Source organism: Demequina lignilytica (assembly GCF_030418305.1).
Classification (GTDB): Bacteria; Actinomycetota; Actinomycetes; order Actinomycetales; family Demequinaceae; genus Demequina; species Demequina lignilytica.
The window spans coordinates 270,674-292,164 of record NZ_JAUHPX010000002.1 but is presented as its reverse complement, the minus strand read 5'-3'; the positions used below and the strand labels follow the sequence as shown (position 1 = coordinate 292,164).

General features: G+C 72.9%; 21 protein-coding genes. 13 read left to right on the top strand and 8 right to left on the bottom strand.

Features of this window, described 5'->3' with window-relative positions; translation table 11 throughout:
- The first annotated feature begins 120 nt into the window (after positions 1 to 120).
- Positions 121 to 1,272, top strand: a complete 1,152-nt coding sequence (locus QQX10_RS04710) for a 4Fe-4S dicluster domain-containing protein (protein WP_301118529.1) — start codon at positions 121 to 123, stop codon at positions 1,270 to 1,272.
- 93 nt (positions 1,273 to 1,365) lie between these two features.
- Entirely contained in the window at positions 1,366 to 1,839 is a 474-nt protein-coding gene (locus tag QQX10_RS04705) for a GNAT family N-acetyltransferase (protein WP_301118528.1), read from the top strand.
- 27 nt (positions 1,840 to 1,866) lie between these two features.
- Here QQX10_RS04705 and QQX10_RS04700 read toward each other — a convergent pair whose 3' ends face one another.
- Genes QQX10_RS04700 through QQX10_RS04690 form a run of 3 tightly spaced genes read right to left on the bottom strand, consistent with a single transcriptional unit; the run spans position 1,867 to position 4,760 of the window.
- A complete protein-coding gene (locus QQX10_RS04700; protein ID WP_301118527.1) occupies positions 1,867 to 2,487 on the bottom strand; it encodes a dihydrofolate reductase family protein in 621 nt (206 codons plus the stop codon).
- Positions 2,488 to 2,493: 6 nt separating this feature from the next.
- Complete coding sequence (locus QQX10_RS04695) at positions 2,494 to 3,567, bottom strand: DUF8320 family protein (RefSeq protein ID WP_301118526.1); 1,074 nt, start codon at positions 3,565 to 3,567, stop codon at positions 2,494 to 2,496.
- Complete coding sequence (locus tag QQX10_RS04690) at positions 3,564 to 4,760, bottom strand: sensor histidine kinase (protein ID WP_301118525.1); 1,197 nt, start codon at positions 4,758 to 4,760, stop codon at positions 3,564 to 3,566. Before QQX10_RS04690 ends, QQX10_RS04695 begins: the two co-directional genes overlap by 4 nt.
- A 242-nt stretch (positions 4,761 to 5,002) precedes the next feature.
- On the opposite strand from QQX10_RS04690, the gene QQX10_RS04685 reads away from it, so the two are divergent.
- From QQX10_RS04685 to QQX10_RS04640, 10 genes are all read left to right on the top strand, one after another.
- Positions 5,003 to 5,860: an FAD/NAD(P)-binding protein gene (locus QQX10_RS04685; RefSeq protein WP_301118524.1), complete on the top strand. Its 858-nt coding sequence runs from the start codon at positions 5,003 to 5,005 to the stop codon at positions 5,858 to 5,860.
- Between the two features lie 107 nt (positions 5,861 to 5,967).
- Positions 5,968 to 6,912 (top strand): 5'-nucleotidase, encoded by a 945-nt coding sequence (locus tag QQX10_RS04680; protein WP_301118523.1) that lies wholly within the window; start codon positions 5,968 to 5,970, stop codon positions 6,910 to 6,912.
- Between the two features lie 77 nt (positions 6,913 to 6,989).
- The gene (locus QQX10_RS04675; RefSeq protein ID WP_301118522.1) at positions 6,990 to 7,886 is read left to right on the top strand and encodes an NADH-quinone oxidoreductase subunit B family protein; all 897 of its coding nucleotides are present in this window, start codon (positions 6,990 to 6,992) and stop codon (positions 7,884 to 7,886) included.
- Positions 7,883 to 9,190 (top strand): Ni/Fe hydrogenase subunit alpha, encoded by a 1,308-nt coding sequence (locus QQX10_RS04670; RefSeq protein ID WP_301118521.1) that lies wholly within the window; start codon positions 7,883 to 7,885, stop codon positions 9,188 to 9,190. The genes QQX10_RS04675 and QQX10_RS04670 overlap by 4 nt, the downstream gene beginning before the upstream one ends.
- A complete protein-coding gene (locus QQX10_RS04665; protein WP_301118520.1) occupies positions 9,187 to 9,672 on the top strand; it encodes a hydrogenase maturation protease in 486 nt (161 codons plus the stop codon). Before QQX10_RS04670 ends, QQX10_RS04665 begins: the two co-directional genes overlap by 4 nt.
- Positions 9,672 to 9,899: a HypC/HybG/HupF family hydrogenase formation chaperone gene (locus QQX10_RS04660; protein WP_301118519.1), complete on the top strand. Its 228-nt coding sequence runs from the start codon at positions 9,672 to 9,674 to the stop codon at positions 9,897 to 9,899. The genes QQX10_RS04665 and QQX10_RS04660 overlap by 1 nt, the downstream gene beginning before the upstream one ends.
- A 2-nt stretch (positions 9,900 to 9,901) precedes the next feature.
- Positions 9,902 to 10,144: a HypC/HybG/HupF family hydrogenase formation chaperone gene (locus QQX10_RS04655; protein ID WP_301118518.1), complete on the top strand. Its 243-nt coding sequence runs from the start codon at positions 9,902 to 9,904 to the stop codon at positions 10,142 to 10,144.
- The gene (locus QQX10_RS04650; protein WP_301118517.1) at positions 10,141 to 11,070 is read left to right on the top strand and encodes an EamA family transporter; all 930 of its coding nucleotides are present in this window, start codon (positions 10,141 to 10,143) and stop codon (positions 11,068 to 11,070) included. Before QQX10_RS04655 ends, QQX10_RS04650 begins: the two co-directional genes overlap by 4 nt.
- A complete protein-coding gene (locus QQX10_RS04645; RefSeq protein ID WP_301118516.1) occupies positions 11,067 to 11,915 on the top strand; it encodes a DUF6390 family protein in 849 nt (282 codons plus the stop codon). Before QQX10_RS04650 ends, QQX10_RS04645 begins: the two co-directional genes overlap by 4 nt.
- A 41-nt stretch (positions 11,916 to 11,956) precedes the next feature.
- A complete protein-coding gene (locus QQX10_RS04640; RefSeq protein WP_301118515.1) occupies positions 11,957 to 12,670 on the top strand; it encodes an energy-coupling factor ABC transporter permease in 714 nt (237 codons plus the stop codon).
- A 30-nt stretch (positions 12,671 to 12,700) separates the two neighbouring features.
- Here the strand turns inward: QQX10_RS04640 and QQX10_RS04635 are convergent, their stop codons facing one another.
- Entirely contained in the window at positions 12,701 to 13,165 is a 465-nt protein-coding gene (locus QQX10_RS04635) for a hypothetical protein (protein ID WP_301118514.1), read from the bottom strand.
- A gap of 227 nt (positions 13,166 to 13,392) precedes the next feature.
- On the opposite strand from QQX10_RS04635, the gene QQX10_RS04630 reads away from it, so the two are divergent.
- Positions 13,393 to 15,084, top strand: coding sequence for an HNH endonuclease signature motif containing protein (locus QQX10_RS04630; RefSeq protein WP_301118513.1), 1,692 nt, complete (start codon positions 13,393 to 13,395; stop codon positions 15,082 to 15,084).
- Positions 15,085 to 15,184: 100 nt separating this feature from the next.
- Here the strand turns inward: QQX10_RS04630 and QQX10_RS04625 are convergent, their stop codons facing one another.
- The 4 genes from QQX10_RS04625 to QQX10_RS04610 all read right to left on the bottom strand — a co-directional run bounded on the left by QQX10_RS04625 (position 15,185) and on the right by QQX10_RS04610 (position 21,456).
- Positions 15,185 to 16,291 (bottom strand): class I SAM-dependent methyltransferase, encoded by a 1,107-nt coding sequence (locus QQX10_RS04625; protein ID WP_301118512.1) that lies wholly within the window; start codon positions 16,289 to 16,291, stop codon positions 15,185 to 15,187.
- A gap of 159 nt (positions 16,292 to 16,450) precedes the next feature.
- Positions 16,451 to 17,071 carry a hypothetical protein gene (locus tag QQX10_RS04620; protein WP_301118511.1) on the bottom strand — a complete coding sequence of 207 codons (621 nt, stop codon included), beginning with the start codon at positions 17,069 to 17,071 and terminating at the stop codon, positions 16,451 to 16,453.
- Positions 17,072 to 17,245: 174 nt separating this feature from the next.
- Complete coding sequence (locus QQX10_RS04615; RefSeq protein ID WP_301118510.1) at positions 17,246 to 20,257, bottom strand: AAA family ATPase; 3,012 nt, start codon at positions 20,255 to 20,257, stop codon at positions 17,246 to 17,248.
- Positions 20,254 to 21,456 carry an exonuclease SbcCD subunit D gene (locus QQX10_RS04610; protein WP_301118509.1) on the bottom strand — a complete coding sequence of 401 codons (1,203 nt, stop codon included), beginning with the start codon at positions 21,454 to 21,456 and terminating at the stop codon, positions 20,254 to 20,256. Before QQX10_RS04610 ends, QQX10_RS04615 begins: the two co-directional genes overlap by 4 nt.
- Between the last annotated feature and the right edge of the window lie 35 nt (positions 21,457 to 21,491).

The window sequence follows — 21,491 nt, the reverse complement described above, 5'->3', positions numbered from 1 at the left end:
CGTGCCTACTCGCGCTAGGCATGCCAAGGGCCCGCGCTGCGACCCGCATCGTCCCTGCCGGGGACCAAAGTCCCTCGCGCCCCCCGCTGACACGCCTAGCCTCGAACCTGGAGGCATGTCATGGGCGACATCCGAATTCTCGACATCCAAGGCCTCGACGCGCTCATCGCGGAGCTGCGGCGCCGCGGGTATCGCGTGATGGGGCCCACCGTCCGGGGCGACGCGATCGTCACCGGTGACCTCTTCACGGCCGACGACCTGCCACGCGGCGTCGGCGACAGCCAGGAACCGGGGGAGTACCGGCTGCGGAAGCGCGACGACGACGCCTACTTCGGCTTCGCCGCCCCCGCCCAGTCCACCAAGCCCGTGTTCTTCCCCGCGGACGAGGTGATCTGGCACGGCCGCCGCGAGCACGACCACTTCTCCGTCGAGCACGGCGCCGACGCCGCCGCGCCCGTCGCCCTCGTCGGCGTCCGGAGCTGCGACCTCCGCGCCACCGAGATCCAGGACCGCGTCCTCGCCAGCCGCCAGTACGTCGACGCCCACTACGCGGCCCGCCGCGCCGGCACGTTCGTGGTCGCGGTCGCCTGCGCCGACCCCGCCGCCACCTGCTTCTGCGCCTCCATGGGCACCGGCCCGCGCCCCGCCGCCACCGACCCCGACACCCAGCAGCCCGCCTACGACCTGCTCCTGACCGAGTCGCTGCACGACGGCGAGCACCACTTCATCGTCGAGATCGGCACCGACGCCGGCCGCGAGGTTGCCGACGCCGCCGGCGCCACCCCCGGCACCGAGCACGACCACGACGAGGCCGTCGCCATCACCGACGCCGCCGCCGCGCGGCAGACCCGCAGCATCGACACCTCGACCATCCACGACGTCCTCCGTGCCTCCGCCGAGTCACCCCGCTGGGATGACGTGGCGAGCAGGTGCCTCGCCTGCACCAACTGCACGCTCGTGTGCCCCACGTGCTTCTGCACCACCATCGAGGACAGCAGCGACCTCGCCGGCGACAACGCCGAACGCCACCGCGTCTGGGACTCCTGCTTCTCCGAGAACTTCAGCTACATCCACGGCGGCCCCCTCCGCGCCGACGTGAAGGCCCGCTACCGCCAGTGGATCACCCACAAGCTCTCCAGCTGGGAGGACCAGTTCGGCATGCTCGGCTGCGTGGGCTGTGGACGATGCATCGCCTGGTGCCCCGTCGGCATCGACATCACCGAGGAGGCCGCCGCGCTCGGTCGCATGGCGAGCGCCGGATCGTCCGCATAGGCGCGGGCGGTGGTGGAGCGAGGACAGCGCCCGCGCCGCGCGACACGCCTCAAGTACCGGGCCGCGCACCATAGCGGGAGCCGACAATGAGCCATGATCTGGCTGCCCGCTGAGTTCGTTCACCCACTCCGCGTCGACCTCACGGACGGCATCCACCTGCGCCCCATCAGCCCCGACGACCTCGCGATCGACATGCCCGCCGTCATGGGCAACCAGCCGATGCTTTGGGCCAAGTACGGCGACGCGTGGGGCTGGCCTCCCGCCGACATGAGCGCCGAGGCCGACCGCGACGACCTCGCCCGCCACGCGCGCGAGATGGTCGCCCACGAGTCCTTCAACTACGCGATCCTCCCCACCGCCGAGGACCGCCTCCTCGGGTGCGTCTACATCGATCCCGCCGAGGAGGGGGACAATGCGGCGGCGGGCCCCGTGGCCGACGTCAGCTGGTGGGTGGTCGCCGACGCGCCCGCGGGCCTCGGTGCGGCGGTCGACGCGTTCGTGCCCGAGTGGCTGGCCCGTGCCTGGCCGTTCACCGTGGTGCGGTACCCCTTCGGTGAGGTGGGCTGAGCGCGGCGGCGCCCGGCGCATCGTCCGCTACCCCTCCATCGTCCCGGTTGCGACACCACGCCCGGTGGGCCCATAGCGCAGCTGCACCGCTCCGCTAGGCCCCATGACGGGCGGCTCCAGCAGTGCGAGCGTCGCGGGTGTCGCGCCGTCGGGGAACACCTTCTTGCCCTGCCCGAGCACCACCGGGTAGACCCACAGGGTCAGGACATCGAACAGGTCGTGCGCCAGCAGCGTCTGCACCAGGTCGATGCTGCCGATCACGTGCAGGTCCGCGTGCCGCTCGCGCAGTTCACGCACCTCGGCGACCATATCCGCCCCGACCCGCGACGACCCCCGCCACGACAGATCCACATCGCCCCGGCTCGCCACGTACTTGGGCACGTCGCCGAACTTCCGCCCGATCGCCCCCGCCGGTCCCGACTCGTGGAACGGCCAGTACGCCCGCCAGATGTCATAGGTGACCCGCCCGAGCAGCAGGGCGTCCAGCGACTCGATGCCCGCCATCACACTCTCGCCGACCATCGCGTCGCCCAGCGGCGCCTGCCAGCCGCCGAACGGGAACCCGCCCGACGGGTCCTCGTCGGGCGCGCCGGGCGCCTGCGCGACCCCGTCGAGCGAGCAGAACAGGTCGATGCTGAGGCGTCCCATGACCCTTCAGCCCCCTTCCGACGCTACAACCGCGCGCTCCGACTCCCCGTCGGAGCATTGCGACACGATGGTCGCGAGCTCCTCGCGCCCCACGGGCAGCAGCCGCGCCGTCACGCTCCCGCTCACCACCGAGTCCAGCGCGGACACGACAGCGGAGACCACCGCCATCGACTCCTCCCCGGTCAGCGGCACGTTCCGGTCGTCCAGCAGCGTCACCTCGACCCCGCGCTCGCGGGCGCGGGTCGCCGCCGCGACCACCGCGGGCATCGCCAGCCCGCGGCCGCGCACCGAGTCCCGCAGCTGGGCCTCGACGCGGATGATCTCGGCCCGCGCATCGTCCGTCAGCGCCGCTCCGGTCGCGATCGCCGTCAGGACGGGCACGGCGACCTCGGCGAGCTCGTCGGCACGCTGGTCCTGGATGCGTCGCGCCGCCTCGACGGCGCCGGCGGCCGCCGCCGCGTCGAGCGAACGCTGCGCCAGCGCGTTGATGCGCGTCGTCGACCGGCGCAGCCCCGCGCCGAACAGCGTCGCGATCAGCAGCAGCATCACCTGCGGGCTCGCCAGCATGAGCCCTGAGACCAGGCCGCGCCCCGACAGCTCCGCCCACGCCATGGTGATCAGCAGCATCAGCACGCCTGTGATCCACGCGCGGATGATGCGGCGCCGCAGGATCAGGAACCACAGCAGCCACGTGTTCGCCCCGAGGTGCCAGGTCGCGCGCCCCAGTGAGCCTGAGTCCGGCAGCGCGTACGCGACCAGCACCGTGGACACCACGACGATCGCCATGACCAGGTACGTCAGCCGGCTCGAGAACGGGTCCGGGTGCGGCCGCGACACGACCACGCCTCCCACGGAGACCAGCGCCACCGCCAGCCACGACGCCCACGGGTGGACCAGGATGTCCGCGGTTGTCGCCACGAACGCCACGTTCGAGATCAGGTAGACCCCGAGGATCATCAGCGCGCCATTGGTGTGCAGCCCGACCAGCTGGCTGATGTCCGTCCCGCGCGCGCGGGGTGCGGACTCCGGGGAGACGGCGCCCGCCGCGGCGGGCGCCTGTACGTCGACCGGCGCGCTCACTGGACGTCCTCCGCGCGCCACCACAGCTCGACGTTCGCGCCGGCGCCGGGGGAGGAGACCACGCGGGCCCCGCCGCCCGACAGCGCGTTCATGCGCCCGTGGATGCTGACCGCGAGCCCGAGCCGGCGCGGCGGCACGGTGCGGGGGTTGAAGCCGCGCCCGTCGTCGCGCACGGTGACGTGCACCTCGCCCTCCGTGATCGTCACGGCGAGCTCGCGTCGGACGTCGGGGCCGCCCGCGTGGATCATGCTGTTGCGCAGCGCCTCCCGCGTCGCCTCCGCGAGGGCGGCGACCACCTGCGCCGGGACATGCTCCAGCGTGGTCACGTCCGACGTCACCACGATGTCCTCGCCGACCTCGTTCGCCGTGGTCCGCAGCACCGCGACCACCTCGCCGGGCGCGTAGGCCGAGGCGCGGGTGCGCCTCTCCCGGATGGTCGCGACGGAGGCGAGCGCCTGCTGCGCCTGCTCCGCCACGGCGGGGGAGTCGGGGGTGCGGACGGCGGCGAGGAGCACCGACATGATGTCGTCGTGCACCAGCGCGTTGATGCGTGCCTGCTCGCGCTCCGCGGTGCGCAGCGCCGCCTCGTGGGCCGCCACCGCGCGTGCATGCTCCGCCTCCTGGTCCTGCCGGGCGGCCGCGTTGACGGCTCCCGCGCCGGCGCCCATCAGGATCAGGTTGGTCACCAGCGCGCCCATGCCGTCCAGCAGCGACTGCTCGAGGTTCCCTCCGGCGGAGAGATACTCGACGGTCGCGACCATCGGACCCTGGACGATCGGGAACACCCATACGATCGGCTTCCCCCACGCGACCGCGAGCAGCGTCGCGTAGATCGCCCCGAAGCCCTGCAGCCACGGCGCCGCGCCGTCCGCCAGCGTGTCCGCCGTCATCATCGGCACCCACAGGAGCTGCGAGGCGACGAACCCCGCCGCGGACCCCGTCACCAGGATCCGCAGCGCGCGGATCGGCAGCACCCACGCCAGGATCGCGAGGCTCGCCGGCACGGCATTGCCCACCAGCACGGTGAACGCGCCGAACGGGACCACCAGCTGGTCCAGCTGCGCGACGAACCCGTTGGGCCCGCTCGACAGCAGCGCCGCGAACAGCGCGGTCGCGAGCCCCGTCGCGAAGTAGACGGTCCGCTGCAGGCGCTCGAGGGCGCTGCGGTGGACAGGGGTCGAGCCGGTGGTCATCGCGCACCTCGACTCATCCGACGCCTCCCCGTTGGCCTGGTGTCAATCTAGGTGTTATCCCTCGTGTTGTCGCTCTACCCGCCGGGACTCCACCCAGGTGAGCGCCCACATCGCCAGCCCCGGACCAAGGTCCCTCCCGCACGCCCGTGGGAGGCATACGGTCGACGGTGGAGGCGTGTCATGGACGACATCCGCAGCGTCAACAGTGTCGGTGGCGATCCCACCCACGCGGCAGGTGCGCCATGACCGCCTCCGTCGCATCGTCCCCCGCGCACACCACGGACCCGATGGTCCCGCGGCGCTACGTCATCACCCACGTCCGCCAGGACACGCGCGACACCTTCACGCTGCTGCTCGACCCGGTCGACGGCCCGCCGCTCGAGTTCCGGGCGGGGCAGTTCACCATGCTCCACGCGTTCGGGGTGGGGGAGGTGCCGATCTCGATCTCGGGCGACCCCCGCAGCCCGGCCCCGCTCGAGCACACGATCAGGAACGTCGGCGCCGTCACCCGCGCGCTGGTCGAGGCCGCGCCCGGCACCGAGGTCGGCGTCCGCGGCCCCTTCGGGACCTCCTGGGACGTGGACGATGCGGAGGGCCGGGACGTCGTGTTCGTCACCGGCGGCATCGGCCTGGCGCCGCTGCGGCCCGCGATCCTCGACGTGCTCTCGCACCGCGAGCGGTACGGCAAGGTGCTGCTGCTCTACGGCTCCCGCACCCCCGACGACATCCTCTACGGCCACGAGATGCACCGCTGGGCGGACCTGAACGATGTCAACCTCCAGATGACGGTCGACAACGCGCCGTACGGGTACAAGGGCAAGGTGGGGTTCGTCACCGAGCTGGTGACGCGCGCGGGCTTCGACCCGCGGAACGCCTTCGCCTTCGTGTGCGGGCCCGAGGTGATGATGCGGTCCGCCGCGACCTCGCTGGTCTCCCGCGGCATCCCGAAGGACCGGATCCGGCTCAGCATGGAGCGGTCGATGAAGTGCGGCGTGGGGCTGTGCGGTCACTGCCAGCTGCGGGAGCTGTTCATCTGCGTCGACGGGCCCGTGCTGGGCTACGACCGGCTCGAGCCCCTCATGGCGGTGCGTCAGCTGTAGCCGTCGCGTTGCGGCCGTGTGAACAGTTGGTGCACCCGGTGCCCGGCGTCGGTGGGGGCGGGTAAGGTCGATAGTCCGACCCCGGACCCTGAGGAGCCCTCCCGCGCATGCGTTACGAACTCGACGAACGTCTCGTGGTGGGCGTCGCCTCCAGCGCGCTATTCGACCTGGCCGAGTCCGACGCCTACTTCCGGGAGCACGGCGAGTACGCCTACCGCCGGTACCAGGACGAGCGGATCGACGAGGTGCTCGAGCCCGGCGCCGCCTTCCCGTTCGTCCAGCGCCTGCTCGCGCTCAACGATCTGCGCGACGGCGACCCGGTGGTCGAGATCATCGTGCTGTCGCAGAACGACCCGAGCACCGGCCTGCGCGTCATGCGCTCCATCGAGGCCCACGGGCTGACGATGACCCGCGCGGTCTTCACGCAGGGCGTCGCGCCCTACCAGTACATCGGCGCGCTGCAGATGTCCCTGTTCCTCTCGGGCAACCGCGCGGACGTGGACGATGCGATCGCCGCCGGCTTCCCCGCGGGGCACGTCCTGCCCTCGGCCGCCGCCTACGACCCGGCCGACCCCGGCCTCAGGATCGCCTTCGACTTCGACGGCGTGCTCGCCGACGACGGCTCCGAGCGGATCTTCAAGTCCGCCGGCATGGAGGCGTTCCGCGACCACGAGGTCACCCGCCGCGAGCACGCCCTCCAGCCGGGACTGCTGCAGCCGCTGCTCAAGGACCTCAACCGCATCCAGGCGCTCGAGCGGGCCCGCAAGGAGTCCGACCCGGCCTACGAGGAGCGCCTGCGCATCTCCCTGGTCACGGCCCGCGCGGCCCCGTCCCACGAGCGCGCCGTGCGCTCCCTGCGCGACTGGGGCGTCGAGGTCAACGACGCGTTCTTCCTGGGCGGCGTGTCCAAGGCGCGGGTGCTCGAGGTGATGCGCCCGCACATCTTCTTCGACGACCAGGCCACCCACCTCGAGGACGCCACCAGCTTCATCATGGGCGTCCACGTGCCCTACGGCGTGGCGAACGAGTCCCGCGAGGCTTCCGCGGAGTAGTCTTTCCCGCTCGTCCCCGGACCTAGGTCCCTTTCGTCTGACCTCTCGCGGCATACCGTCGCAAGAGGAGGCGTGTCATGGGCGACATCCCGATCGCTGCATCGTCCCCCGCGAGCGCGGGTGAGGACACGGCGGAGCACGGCCACCCGCACACGCATCCCCACGCCGAGACCCCCGCGGAGGCGACGCCCGCGGAACCCAAGCCCAAGCTCGCGGTGTGGAAGTTCGCCTCCTGCGACGGCTGCCAGCTGAGCCTGCTCAACTGCGAGGACGAGCTCCTCCAGATCGCCGACTCCGTCACCATCGCCTACTTCCCGGAGGCCACCCGCGCGATCGTCGCCGGGCCCTACGACCTGAGCCTGGTCGAGGGGTCCATCACCACGCCCGAGGACGTGCGCCGCATCCACGAGATCCGCGAGCAGTCCGCCACGCTGGTGACCATCGGCGCCTGTGCGACCGCCGGCGGCATCCAGGCGCTGCGCAACTTCGCGGACGTGGACGCGTTCCGCAGCATCGTCTACGCCCACCCGGAGTACCTCTCCACGCTCGACACCTCGACCCCGATCGCCAGCCACGTCGACGTCGACTACGAGCTGCGCGGCTGCCCGGTGGACAAGGGCCAGCTGGTCGAGGTGCTCGCCGCGTACCTCAACGGTCGCAAGCCGCGGATCCCGACCTACTCGGTGTGCGTCGAGTGCAAGCTCAAGGGCAACCTCTGCGTCCCCGTCGCCACCGGCACGCCCTGCCTGGGCCCGGTCACGCAGGCCGGCTGCGGGGCGCTGTGCCCCAGCTACGGCCGCGGCTGCTACGGCTGCTTCGGGCCGTCGGACTCGCCCAACACCGCGGCGCTCACCCGGCAGCTGGCGGAGCTGGGGATGGACGACCGGGACATCGTCCGGGTGTACCGCACCTTCAACGCGGGGGCGCCGGAGTTCCGGGCGGCGTCCGAGGCCGTGGAGGCGGGTGCGCGATGACCCATCAGCTGAAGGACGGCGGGCAGGTGATGCACGTCGGCATGCTCGCTCGCGTCGAGGGCGAGGGCGGCATGCACATCGAGTACCGCGACGGGAAGGTGGTGGACGTCAAGCTCAACATCTTCGAGCCGCCGCGGTTCTACGAGGGTTTCCTGCGGGGCCGCAAGTTCACGGAGCCGCCGGACATCACGGCGCGCATCTGCGGGATCTGCCCGGTGGCGTACCAGTCGGCGAGCACCGAGGCGATGGAGACCATCTGCGGGGTGACCACCACGCCCGAGATCCAGCTGATGCGGCGCCTGCTGTACTGCGGCGAGTGGATCGAGTCCCACGCCCTCCACATCTTCATGCTGCATGCGCCCGACTTCCTGGGCTACGAGAGCGCGCTCGACATGGCGAAGGTCATGCCGGACGTGGTCACGATGGCCCTGCGCATCAAGAAGGCGGGCAACGACCTCATGACGGTGGTCGGCGGCCGCGCGATCCACCCGGTCAACGTGAAGGTCGGCGGCTTCTACCGGATGCCCACCGTGGCCGAGCTGCTGACGCTGCGCGCCGACCTGGCGCAGAGCCTCGAGGACGCGCTCGCGGCCGTCGAGCTGGTGTCGACCTTCGACTTCCCCGCCATGGAGCAGGAGTACACGTACGTCGCGCTGCGCCACCCCGAGGGCTACCCGCTCGAGCGCGGCACGGAGGTGGTCGCGACCTCCGGTGTGCGCTTCCCGGTCGCCGAGCTCGCCCAGCACATCGAGGAGTTCCACGTCGAGCACTCGAACGCGCTGCATGCGCGCTTCGACGGCGGCACCTACTTCGTGGGCCCGCTCGCGCGCTACTCGCTGAACTTCGACCAGCTCAGCCCGCTCGCGCAGGACGCGGCGCTCAAGGCCGGGCTCGGGGAGACGTGCCGGAACCCGTTCAAGTCGATCATCGTGCGGGCCGTCGAGCTCGTGTACGCGCTCGAGGAGGCGCTCAGCATCATCGACCACTGGCGCGACGGCTATCCGCCGTCCGTACCGGTCGCGCCCCGGGCGGGGGAGGGCATAGGCGCCTCCGAGGCCCCGCGCGGGCTGATCTGGCACCGGTACGTCATCGATGAGGAGGGGATCATCACCGACGCGCAGATCGTGCCGCCGACGTCCCAGAACCAGGCGTCGATCGAGATGGACCTCCGCACCGCGGCCGAGCAGTGGGCCGACCTCGACGACCACATGCTCACCCACCGCTGCGAGGAGGCCATCCGCAACTACGACCCGTGCATCTCCTGCGCCACCCACTTCCTGGACCTGCGGGTGAAGCGATCATGAGCGAGAAGCTGGTCATCGGCCTCGGCAGCCCCGATCGAGGGGACGATGCCGTGGGCGGCGTGGTCGCGGAGCGCATCGGGGAGATCGGCCTGTGCGACGTGCGGGTGATCCCCCTGGAGGACCCGCTGTCGCTGTCGCAGGCGTGGGACGGCGCCGCGGGCGCCGTGGTGATCGACGCGGTCGCCTCGGGCGGGCCGCCGGGCGCGGTGCACGTGCGCGAGGTGGGAGCCGGCGCGGAGCCGCTCCCCACGCACGCCTTCACGGCCGCGGGTCGCGGCGGCAGCCATGCCTTCGGGCTGGCGGGCGCAGTCGAGCTGTCGCGCACGCTCGGCACGTTGCCGCGGCGGGTCACCGTGGTGGGCGTCGAGGCGGCCACGTTCCAGCACGGTCGGATGTCCCCGGAGGTCACGGAGCGGGTCGACGATGCGGTGCATGCCGTGCTCGTCGCGCTCAAGGAGATGGACACGGAAGAGGTGCGGTGATGCAGGACACGGAGCTCGCCAAGGTGGTCGAGGTGCATCAGGACGGGCGCGCGGTGGTCGAGCACGACGGCATGCGCGAGGAGGTGCTCGAGCTGTCGTTCGTCGACGAGGACATCGAGGTGGGCGACTGGGTGCTGGTCAAGGCCGGGTTCGCCATCGAGCGGCTGACCGACCGCGACGCCCGCAAGCTGCTGCACGAGCACCTCGTGGGTCAGGCGAAGGAGTAGCCATGTGCCTGGGTGAGATCGGCCGCGTCGAGTCCGTCGACGCCGACGGGCGCTTGAGCGTGCGCGTCGGAGCGAGGCTGCGGGACGCGGCCGCGCTCATCCCGGGAGTGGTGCCGACGCCGGGCACGTGGGTGCTGATCAACTCCGGGATCGTGCTCGAGGAGCTCGAGCCGGAGCGGGCGCGCGATGCGCTGGAGATCCGCCACGCCTGGCACCTGCAGGAGCCGATGGAGGTGGCGTCATGAACGCTGCGAGGCGGACGGGGCTCGCGCTCGCCGGGGTGACCGCGCTGATCTCCGGCGTGGCGGTGTACGTCAACGGCAACGGGGTCGCCGCGTACGGCGACGCGACCGCGTACACGACCGCGAAGAACCTCATGGCGGCGCTGGTGATCGGGCTGGTGTTCGCGACGGTGCGGCGCTCGCGTGGGGGGAGCGCCGCATCGTTCACCCGGTCGGCACGGCCGGGGCAGTGGGCCGGGCTCGCCTATGTCGCGGTGCTGGGCGGGGCGGTGCCGTTCGTGATGTTCTTCGAAGGGCTCGCGTCGACCGCGTCGACGCAGGCGGCGTTCCTGCACAAGCTGCTGGTGGTGGGGGTCGCGCTGCTCGCCGTGGTGGTGCTGCGCGAACGTCTGACCTGGTGGCACCTGGCGGCGGTGGCGCTGCTGGTCCTCGCGCAGGTCGGACTGGCGGGGGACATCAGTCTGATGGGGGACCCGGGGACCGTGCTGGTCGCCGGGGCGACGGCGCTGTGGGCCGTCGAGGTGGTGGTCGCGAAGCGGCTGCTGGCGGGGATGACGCCGTGGACGGTGTCGATCGCCCGCATGGCCGGAGGATCGCTCGCGCTGCTCGCGTGGTGCGGCGCCACCGGCAGGCTGGGGGCCGTGATGCCCGCGACCGCTGCGCAGTGGTCGTGGGTGATCGTCACGGGCGTGCTGCTCGCGGGCTACGTGCTGACGTGGCACCAGGCGCTCGCGCGGGCTCAGGCGGTCGACGTGACCGCGGTGCTCGTGCTGGGCGCGCTGGTGACGGCGGCGCTCGCGGGTGTGCTCGACGGGGCCGCTCTGGGCGCGCAGGCGCCGTGGCTCGCGCTCATGCTCACCGGCGGGCTGCTCGTGTGGCTCGCTCCTGCTCGCCATCGCAACCCCGCTCCCAGGAGGGCCGCCTCATGACCGACACCGCGCATCGTCCCGACCAGCTGCACCGCCCCCACGCCCCGCATCGTCCCGCGCCGCCCGCCGGCGACCTCGCGCCCACCGACAAGGGCGCGCTCCTGTTCGGCCGCTACGCCTTCCCGCCGAACGACCTGGGCTACTGCGGTCCGGACCGCGCCGACGAGCTCCTCGAGAGGGTGAGCGCCGGCGCGTCCGGGCCCGGTCTCGAGGAGGTGGTGCGGGCTTTCGAGGGGGCGTGGCCGTACCTGGAGCACATCGGCGAGTGCCTGGGACGGGCGCCGCTCGACCCGGTGGTGGTGGAGACCTACTGGCTCGGCGGGCCGGAGCTGGACCGCTGCGGGGGAGCGTCCTTCGCCTCGTCCCTCGAGGAGAGGTTCCGGCCGCGTCTCACCCGGCTGGAGTTCGAGCGGCTGGTCGCGGCGGTCACCGCCGGCGGGACCCCGCACCACAACTTCCACGTGTTCGCCGTGTACCCGTGGGTGGGGCTGCTGCGGAACGGGCACGTCGACGGGCCGCTCGAGGTGCTCGACAAGTGCCGGATCCGCTGCGGGCAGGTGCTGTCGATCGAGGGCGACACCGCGCTGGTCGAGAGCAGGCACCTCATCTGGGAGAACGGGATCCTCAGCCTCGCGCCGCCGACGGCGGAGCTCGCGAGGTTCCGGCGGGACGGGCAGACGCTCGCACCCGAGATCAGGCCCGGCGGCTACGTGACGCTGCACTGGGACTGGATCTGCGACTGGATCGGCCCCATGCGGCTGACCCGGCTGCGGAACACGACCGCGCGGGAGATCGCGGCGGTCAACAGCTGTGCGTACTCGGCGCCCGCCGCGGTGCTGTCCTGAGGTTGTTCGGTGTTTCGGTGGTTCGGTGAGAGGGGGCGATCATGCATATCCCTGATGGAGTGCTCGATCCCGTGGCTTTGACGGTGACGGGGGTCGCGGCGGTGGGGGCGGTCGGCGCCGCCGGCTGGAGCCTGCGGCGTGGGAGCCCGCGGGTCGCGTCGGCGCTGGTCGGGGCTGGCGCCGTCCTGGCCGCGCATCTGGTGGACGTGCCGGTGTACGGTGCGCACACCGCCCACCTGGTGGGCGGGGCGCTGCTCGCGATCGCGCTGGGGCCGTGGCTGGGGCTGGTGGTGATGGCGGCGGTGCTGGCGCTGGAGGCGCTGGTGCTCGCTGACGGGGGAGTCCTGGCGCTGGGCGCGAACGTGGTCGTGATGGGCGTGGTCGGTGTGCTGGTCGGGTGGGCCGTCTATCGCGGCGTGCTGCGGCTGGTGGCCGGGACCGGGTCTGTGGGGTCGATCTCCGATGCCTGGCGCGTCGGTGCCGCGGCGCTGGCGGCAGGGGCGAGCGTTCTCGCCTCGTCGGTGGTGCTGGTCGGGGTCCTCGCCATGGGCGGTGCCGCGGTGGCGGTGTCCGGCGCGGCGCTCGAGGTGCTGATCCCGCATCACCTGCTGTGGGCGCTGCTCGAGGGAGCGCTGACGGGCGCGGTGGTGGCGGTCGGGCTGGCGTGGCGTCGCTCGCGGGCGCGGGCGCTCGCGCGGGCCGCCGTGGCGCGGCAGGTGCACGTGCTGGACGGGGACCTCGACACGCTGGGGTGAGCGGCCGCTCCGCGGCGACCCAGCGCCGGCCTACGAACCGAGGCCGATGATGAGGATCGCCGCGCCGGCGAGGGCGATGTTGAAGGCGAGCGCGCGCGTGGCACGGACGCCGACGCCGGCGCGCCTTGCGCGGCGGGCGTAGCGCATGCCGATCCAGCTCGGCGCGCCCAGCACCATCCCGCCCGCCAGGATCGCCACCCAGCCGAGCGGGCCGGCCTCGCGCAGGGTGTCCTCGCCCGGGACCCTGCCGAACCACGAGAACACCCAGTAGCCCAGCGCGAGCGCGACCCAGAACCACAGGAAGTAGGCCATGTTGATCGAGTAGGCGAGGCTCAGCTGACGGCGGGCGTGGGAGCCGGCGAGGCGCGGAGCGGGCGCGGTCGCCGGGCGCGGGGCGCCCGTGGGCGGTGCGCCTTCATGTGGTGCGCCTTCATGTGGTGCGCCCGTGGGTGGTGCGCCCGTGTGCGGCGCCTCCGGCACCTCGGGGTGGGACATCGTCGGCCTCCTCGGGTCCACGCTATCGGGCCGGTAGGGCTGGAGGTGGGCACACGGCGAGGAGTGCTTGGATTCCGCGCCTTCCGGCCGCGCGGCCACGCCGCGAGTCGAAGGCGCTCCCCGTTCCGACTGACGTCCACAGGCTGAGGTGGGCGGGCCCGAATTCACATGTCTACCAGGGTGGATGATCGGATCCCGATGTCAGAGGGCTCTGGTGTGATGGGGTCATGGACACGGCCGGACTGTTCGACGAGCTCCCGGGGGACACCTCGGGGGAGTTCGCGGCGGCCTGCGCGCGGGCGTCGGCGGCGCTGACGCAGATGCGGGAGCTCGCCGCGCTGGCTGATGACTGCCAGGCGGACGCGCTCCTGGCTCAGTTCGACGAGGCGAGCACGGTAGGTCGGGAGGTCGACCTGGTCGTGGCACGCCTGGGCCGCGGCATCGAGCGCCGCTCCGAGGACGCCCCCGCAGGAGGGCTCGCACGCAGGTGCGGACACCGCTCCACGGCAGACCTGATGGCCGCCCGACGCGGGTCGACCCGCGCTGAGGCGTTCCGGCTCCTTGGCGTCGGTCGCCTCCTCGAGGACGCCGAGAACGCCGCCGCAATCGACGAGCTCGACAACGGTGACACCGACACCCCCAACCCCCACCCCGACGGCGCCCCCAACCCCGACCCCGACGGCGCCCCCAACCCCGACCCCGACGGCGCCCCCAACCCCGACCCTGATGGCGACCCCGACCCTGATGGTGGTGGTGACCCTGATGGCGACGGTGAGCCTGACCCTGACGAGTCGACCCCCAACCCGACACCGAACCCCACGCCGCCGCCGCCGCGGCATCCGTATGTGGCGGCGGCACTGGCGGCAGGGGACCTGTCGGTTGAGGCGGCCTCGCAGATCACCGTGATGCTCGACGCGCTCGACGGGGTCGTGGACCCGCAGGTCCTGTCCGATGCCGAGGAGGTCCTGGTGGGCAAGGCCCACGGGTTGGCCGCAGACCGCCTGGCCCGGATCATCCGCCAGTGGCGTGCACGCCTCGACCCCGACGGCCACGAACGCGAGCTGACCCGCATGCGCACCTCCCGCATGCTGCGGATCTACGACAACCGTGCCGGCATGACCGTCATCACCGGACAGCTCGACCCCGAGACCGCCGCACCGATCCGCACCGCACTCGACGCCCTCGTCGGCGACGACATGCGCCGCAGCCAAGACGCCATCGGAGCCGACACCCGCACCACCGACCAGATGCGCGCCGACGCCCTCGCCCGTCTGGCCCGCCACGGCCTGGCCTGCACCGCGACGGACCTGCCGCTCGCGTCGGTGACCATGGTCGTCCGCATCGACGAAGCCTCCCTACGCGACCGGGTCGGACACGCCGACCTCGACGGATCCCCCATACCGCTGGATCCCGCGACGCTGCGCCGCATGGCCGCCGACGCGGACATCATCCCCGCCGTCCTCGGCACCCACGGCGAGGTCCTCGACTGGGGCAGGGCCCGGCGCCTGTTCACCAAAGCCCAACGCCTCGCCCTGACCGAACGCGACGGCGGCTGCGCGTTCTGCGGAGCACCGCCGGCCTGGACCGAGGTCCACCACATCCGCTGGTGGGGACGCGACACCGGCCCGACCGACCTCGCCAACGGCATCCTGCTCTGCCGCCACTGCCACCACACCATCCACACCCAACACTGGGACATCCACGCCACCCCCACCTCCGTCCACTTCACCCCGCCCGCCACCATCGACCCCACCCGCACCCCCAGGCTCGGCGGCCGCGCACGCTTCCACGCGCCCCGCAGCCACACGCCACAGCCCACCCACCCCACCCACCCCACCCAGCCCACCCACCCCACCGAGCCCGCCGAGCCCACCGAGCCCGCCGAGCCCACCAAGCCGCCCCGACCCCCCGACCAATGACCCCGCCCCGACGGCGCCGCCCCCCGGGTGAGCGCCGCACAGGCATGCGTGCGGCCAGCACGGATAGGCCAGCGCGGGACGAAGGCGAGGGTGCGGGGGGCTACGCGGCGTCGCGCAGGTGCAGCCGGTAGAAACGGAAGAACGAAAAGCCGTCGATCGGCAGCACCGAGACGCTCGAGAATCCCGCCTCCCGCGCGTAGCTCGCGAGCACGGAGGGTCGCATCACCGTCCCCGTCCCCGCCGACGGCTGCGACGACATCCCGTCCGGCAGGCACACGAAGAGGCTGAAGCCGTACATGAGCCTCTCGACCTCGTCGCCGACGGACACAGGGGCGTCGCCGACCCCTTCGTCCATGACCACGACCACGCCGTCCGACTTCACGCACGCGCGGATCGCGTCGAGCACCTCCACGGGCCGGGGCATGTCGTGCAGCGCCTCGAAGATGAAGGCGCCGTCGAAAGAGGCACGGTAGTTCTCGGTGAGCTCCGCCGAATCCATCGCGACGAACTCCACCCGGCCCGCCACCCCCGCCTCGGCCGCGTTGACCCGGGCCATCTCGATCGACGGGGCGTCGATGTCGACCCCGACGATCGTCGCCCCCGGGTAGGCGTGCGCGAGGGCGATCGTCGACCACCCCGCCCCACACGCCACGTCGACGATCCGCGCGTCCTCCCGCTCGAGCACGTCGTGGATCTCGGGCACCCCCTCGATCGCCTCGCCGAGCATCTGCTCGAACCAGGGGCGGTTCATGTCGGCCTGGGACCAGCGTGCATCGTCGCCCAGCTGCTCCCAGCTCACCCCGCGGCCCGTCCGGTAGGCGTCGAGCAACGCCGGCATCTGCGCGGCCGCCCCCGCGAGCATCCGTGCGAGCGGCGCGATGTACGCGAGCGAGCGGGTGTCGGTGAGCGCCTCGGCGGCACCGGCGGGAAGGGCGAAGCGCATCGGCCCGTCGTCGATCGCGACGATCAGTCCCGAGGTCGCCTGCTGCTCCAGCCACTCGCGGGCGTAGCGCGGATGGGTGCCGGTGAGCCGGGCGAGGTCGTCCGCGGTGAGCGGCCCGTCCGAGGCGAGGGCGCGGTACCAGCCCAGTCGGTCGCCCAGGTGGATCGCGAGGATGTCGATCGCGCCGAGCGCTGCCGAGAACACATGCTCGGCCCAGGCATCGGCGGGAGCGGAGGCGTGCGGTGAGGGAACGTCGAGCGACATGGTGGGGACTCCTTGCCGCGGGCGCGGCTGCCCGCGTCTCTCCAGGGTCGCATCACGGGCGCGGTCGTGCAGGGTGAGCGAGGGCGGCGCCGCGGCTCGTCCGCGGGCCGCGGGCCACGGGCCACGGGCCGCGGCCCGCGGACCGCCCTCGGGTCTCGGCTACCAGGCCGTGCCGGTGGCGTCGGTCGGCGTACCCTCGCCGCGCAGGGCCTCGTGGAAGAAGTCCTGGTCGTAGGGGTACGACCGGTAGAAGTCCGTGATCAGGCCCTCGTCGTCGTACGTCGTGACCGTCACCATCACCAGCTCGAACGGGTTGTCGAAGATGTTGCGGCCGTGCCACAGCCAGACCGCCCCGCTCGTGGAGCCATCGGGATCGATCCAGCTCTGCCGGAGGTCGAGCTGGGATCCGCCCGTCTCGAAGAGGTCGTACATGAGTCCGTCGGCGATCGGCTGGGGGCCGATGTAGATGTCGTCGAGGATCGCCGTCGCGGTCCAGTACGTCGACAGGTCCTCGATCATGGCCTCCGGGTCCGCGTACCGGGAGTCGTCGTCAAGCGTCGACTCGAAGCCGGCCCGAGTCGCGTCAGCGGCGTCGTATCGCGCCGCGGCCGCCGCATGCTCGGCCTGCAGCTGCTCGACCTGGCTCGCCAGCGCATCCCGTTCGCTCGTCATCGCGGCGAGATCGCTCTCGAGCTCGTCGGCGACCGTGCTGCATCCCGCCGCTCCTGCCGCCCCGATCACGGCCATGGCGGCCCACGCCGCCACCGTGCGCGCAGACATGACGCACCTCCGTCCACTGCCCCTCCGGAGGTGTCCGGGTGCACGGGCGAACGGGCATCGTTCAGCGTCCTGTGTTCATCTCCAGGCTACGCCGAGGCCTCTCCGGCGGCAGGGCGGGGCGAGGCGCGCCGGGGCTGCGGTGGGCAGGGCCAACCGGGCCGGGCGCGGGCATCCTCACCCGTCGCCGAGCACCACCGCCACCGAGCTGGATCCGTCGCCCGACTTGACCACCTCGAGCTTTGCCGGGATGGCCTCCTTCATGGTCTCCACGTGGGAGATGAGGCCGACCGTGCGGCCCGCGTCACGCAGGTCGTCGAGCGTCGACATGGCGACCTCGAGGGTGTCCTCGTCGAGCGAGCCGAAGCCCTCGTCGATGAAGATCGTGTCGAGCTGGATGCCGCCCGCCGCCGACGTCACCGTCTCCGCGAGCCCGAGCGCCAGCGCGAGCGAGGCGAGGAACGTCTCGCCGCCCGACAACGACCGCGTCGACCGCGACCGGCCCGTGTGCGCGTCCGCGATGGTGAGCTCGAGGCCGGTCTGCTTGTTCCGGAACTGCGCGCTGTCGTCGTACTCGAGCAGGTACTGGCCGCTCGACATGGTGGTGAGCCGAGCGTTCGCCGCCGCCACGATCTCCTCCAGCCGCGCCGCGAGCACGAAGCTCTCGAGCCGCATCCGCCGCTCGTTGGGCTCCTTGCCCTCGAGGGTGTTGGCGAGGGTGTCGACCGCCTGGTGCCGCTCGCGCGCCTCCGCCGTGGACGCCGCCTTCACCGCGTGGTTCTCCGCGAGCCGGGTGAACTGGCCCACCGCCGACGCGGCGTCGGACGATGCGCGGGCCGCCTCCTTCGCGCCCGCGTCCGCCTCCGCGGCGGCCGCCTCGAGCGCGACCAGGTCCGCGACCTCCTCCGGCAACGGCACCGACTCGAGCTCCGCGACCACGGCACGCGCCCCGCTGAGGTCCGCCTCGTGCTGCTCGATGCGCGCCGCGAGCGCGTCCATCTCGGGTCGGGGGAGCAGCGCCGCCCGCACCGCCTCGAGGTCGCCCAGCCCCGTCGCCGCGGCCGCCCGTTCCACCGCCCCGCGCGCCTCCTCGGCGGACGCGCGCGACGAACCGAGCGCCTCCGACGCCCCGGCCACGGCGTCGACCAGGCCGCGCGCCGACTCCAGCGCGGCCGCCCGCGCCGCGACCGACGCGTGCTCGCCCCGCCCGCGCGCGATCGTCTCGCCCGCCGCCGCCACCGCCGCGGCCGCCTGGGTGGCCCGCGCCTGGGCGGCCTCGACCGCCGCGCCGCGCTCCTCGATCAACCGGCCCAGCCGCTCCCGCTCCGCGCCGAGCGCCTCGAGCTCGGACTCCAGCGCCGACTTGCGACCCGCCGCGGCCTTGGCCCCGTCGCGCGCCTCGACCGCGGCCGTGAGCGCCGCCGTGACCTCCTCGCGCGACCGTCCGCCGGCCTCCGCCTGCGCGACCTCGAGCGCCGTGGCCGCCGCCGCGGCCCTGTCCTGGAACTCCTCGAACTCCTTGACGATCCGGTCCGCGAAGGCCCGTGCCTCCTCGACCGCCTCGTCCGTGACGTGCGCGTCCGTGGGCTGCGCCGGGTAGGGGTGCGACGTCGAGCCGCACACCGCGCACGGCTTGCCCTCCTCGAGCGCCCCCGCCAGCACGGCGGCCTGCGACTTGAGCCGCAGCCGCAGGAGCGCGTCGTGCCGGTCGACCGCCCCGAGCCGCCGCGCCGAGGCCGTCGCCTCCTGCTCCCGCGCCGCCTGCAGCGTCGCCTGGGCGGCGTCGATGCGCTCGTGCGCCGTCGCCGCCTTCTCCTCGCGCGCGACCGCATCCTCGAGGTCCGCGAGCCTGGCTGCCGCCGCGGTGGCCCCGTCGAGCTCGGTGCGCAGCGCCTGCTCCCGCGCCGGCAGCGCCGCCAGCTGCTCCTGGGCATGCGACCGTGCCTCCTGCGCCGCCTCCAGGCCGCCTTCGGCCTGCTCGCGCGCCTGCTCCAGCGACGCGAGCCTGCCCTCGGCCTCCAGCGCCTCCGCGAGCGAGCCGCGCTCCGACGCGAGCTCGGACGTCCGCGCCCGCAGGGCCTCGACTGACGCCTGCGAAAGATCGCCCGACGCCGCGGGCCACGCCAGGCCCGCCACCTCCGCCGACCGCAGCGACACCAGCGCCGCGTCCCGACGCTCCGTCGCCGACGCGAGCCGTGCCTCGGCGCCCTGCGACGCCTCCATCGCGGAGGACACCGGCGCCGCCCGGCGTGCGCGATCCAGCCGGGACCGGTCCTCCGCGTGCACCTCGGACCGCGCCTCGAGCGCCCCGACCTTGTCCCGTGCGTCCGTGAGGCGGCGTCGCTGCGCCTCGACCCCGCGCGCCTCCGTCAGCGTCGACTTGGCCGCGTCTGCCCCCTCCGCGGCGGACGTCGCCGCCCCCGCGAGCCGCGCGGCCAGGCCCGTGAGCGACTCGACGGTCGCGGCGAACCACGCCTCGCGCTCCGCCGGTGCCGGCGCGGCGATCTCCTCAGGCGACGCCGCGGCCGCCACCGCCACCGCGCCCGAGACCAGCACCTCGAGCTCCGCGTCGGCCGCCTCGAGCGCCCGCGCCCGCTGCCGCGCGATGTCCCGCAGGTGCGCGGTCAGCTCCTCGAACCGCTGCGTGCCGAACAGCGACCGCAGCAGCCGCAGCCGGCTGTCCGTGCCGGCCTGCAGGAACTCCGCGAACCGTCCCTGCGCGAGCAGGATCACCTGGAGGAACTGCTCCGGCGTGAGCTGCATGATGCGCGCGATCTCCTGGCCGGCCTCGCGCGGCTTCATCGCGAGCGCCTCCCAGTCGTCGCCGCGACGGACCCACAGCTGCGCCTCCGCAGGCTGCACCGTGGTGCCCTCGCCGCGCTGCTTGACCCGCTCGTAGTCGGGGCTGCGGCGGATCCGATACGTCTCGGTGCCGACCTCGAAATCGAGCACCACCTCGGTCGGGTCCTCCTCGCCGCAGAAGTGGCTGCGGATGGACTTCTCCGTGCCGGTGTAGCGCGGCACGTCGCCGTAGAGGGCGAAGGTGATCGCGTCGAGGATGGTCGACTTGCCGGCGCCGGTCTTGCCGGAGATGACGAACAGCCCCTCCGCGTCGAACGCGCGGAAATCGACCGTCTGGCGTGCGAGGTACGGTCCGAATCCCTCGATCTCGAGGCGCAGCGCCTTCATCGCGTCGCCTCCTTCGCATCGAGGGCCTGCAGGCTGTCCGCGAGCAGCTCCTGCTCCTCGGGAGACGCCCCGTGACCGTTGCGCGTGAAGCCGAGGAACGCCTCGATGAGCTCCGCGTCCGACTTGCCGCGGGTGCGGTCCGCGTAGGTCTCCCGGGCGTGGGCGGCGACCGTGGAGGGACGATGCGCGAGTGTCACCGCGTGCGGGAACTTCTCCTGGGCGCGGCGCATGGCGTCGCGGGGGCGCAGGTCGTCGGTGAGCACGATGTCGACCCAGGCGTCCCGGTCCTCCTCATGGACGCCGGGGGACAGCAGGTGATCGAGAGTGCCGGTGAGCCGGACCGCGCGCCGCGGGGTCGGCAGCTCGAGCCACTCGACGCCCTCGAGCCCCGCCGCCCCGATGTCGACCAGCCACGCCCCCTTGGCTGAGCTCAGCTCGCCGAAGCTGAACCTGAGCGGCGCGCCCGAGTACCGCAGGTCCTCGCGGAGCGTCGCGCGCGAGTGGATGTGGCCCAGCGCCGTGTACGCCGGGCCCTGGAACACGCCCGGCGGCACGATGTCGAGGCCGCCCCGCGTGATGTCGCGCTCCTCGGAGCGTCCCGTGGACTCGGTGGTCTCGTGCACCTCCCGGCCGCCGCCGCCCGCCTCGCCCGAGGCGAAGCAGTGCGATGCCACGACGTACCGGGCGCCCTCGCCGACCCGTGCCCGCGCATCGTCCCGGATGAGGTCCATCGCGAAGCTCAGCGCCGCCTCGTGGGTGCGGCCGTCGAAGTCCTCGAAGGCGCCGCGGAGGAACTCCGGGTGCACGTACGGGATGCCGTAGACGAGCACCTCGCCGTGCGCGTCGGGCACGGCGACCGGGACCGCGAGACGCCTCAGGTCCGCCAGGACGTGGACGCCGCCGAAGGCCGCGAACTCCGCGAGGTGTCCCAGCCGCGCCGGGCCGTCGTGGTTGCCCGACGTGAGCACCACCTGCGCGCCCGCCGACCGGATCGCGCGCACCGCGCTGTTGAGCATGGTGAACGCCTCGGCCTTCGGGGTCGAGGAGTCGAAGACGTCGCCAGCGACGATCACCACGTCGACGTGGTGGTCCCTCACCGCCTGGGCGATCGCGGCGAGCACCTGCGCGAGGTGATCGTCCGTCGAATGACCGTGAAACGTGCGTCCGATGTGCCAATCGGACGTGTGCAGTGCCCTCATGCCTCGAACCTAGCGGCACCGGGGGACAGGCAGTA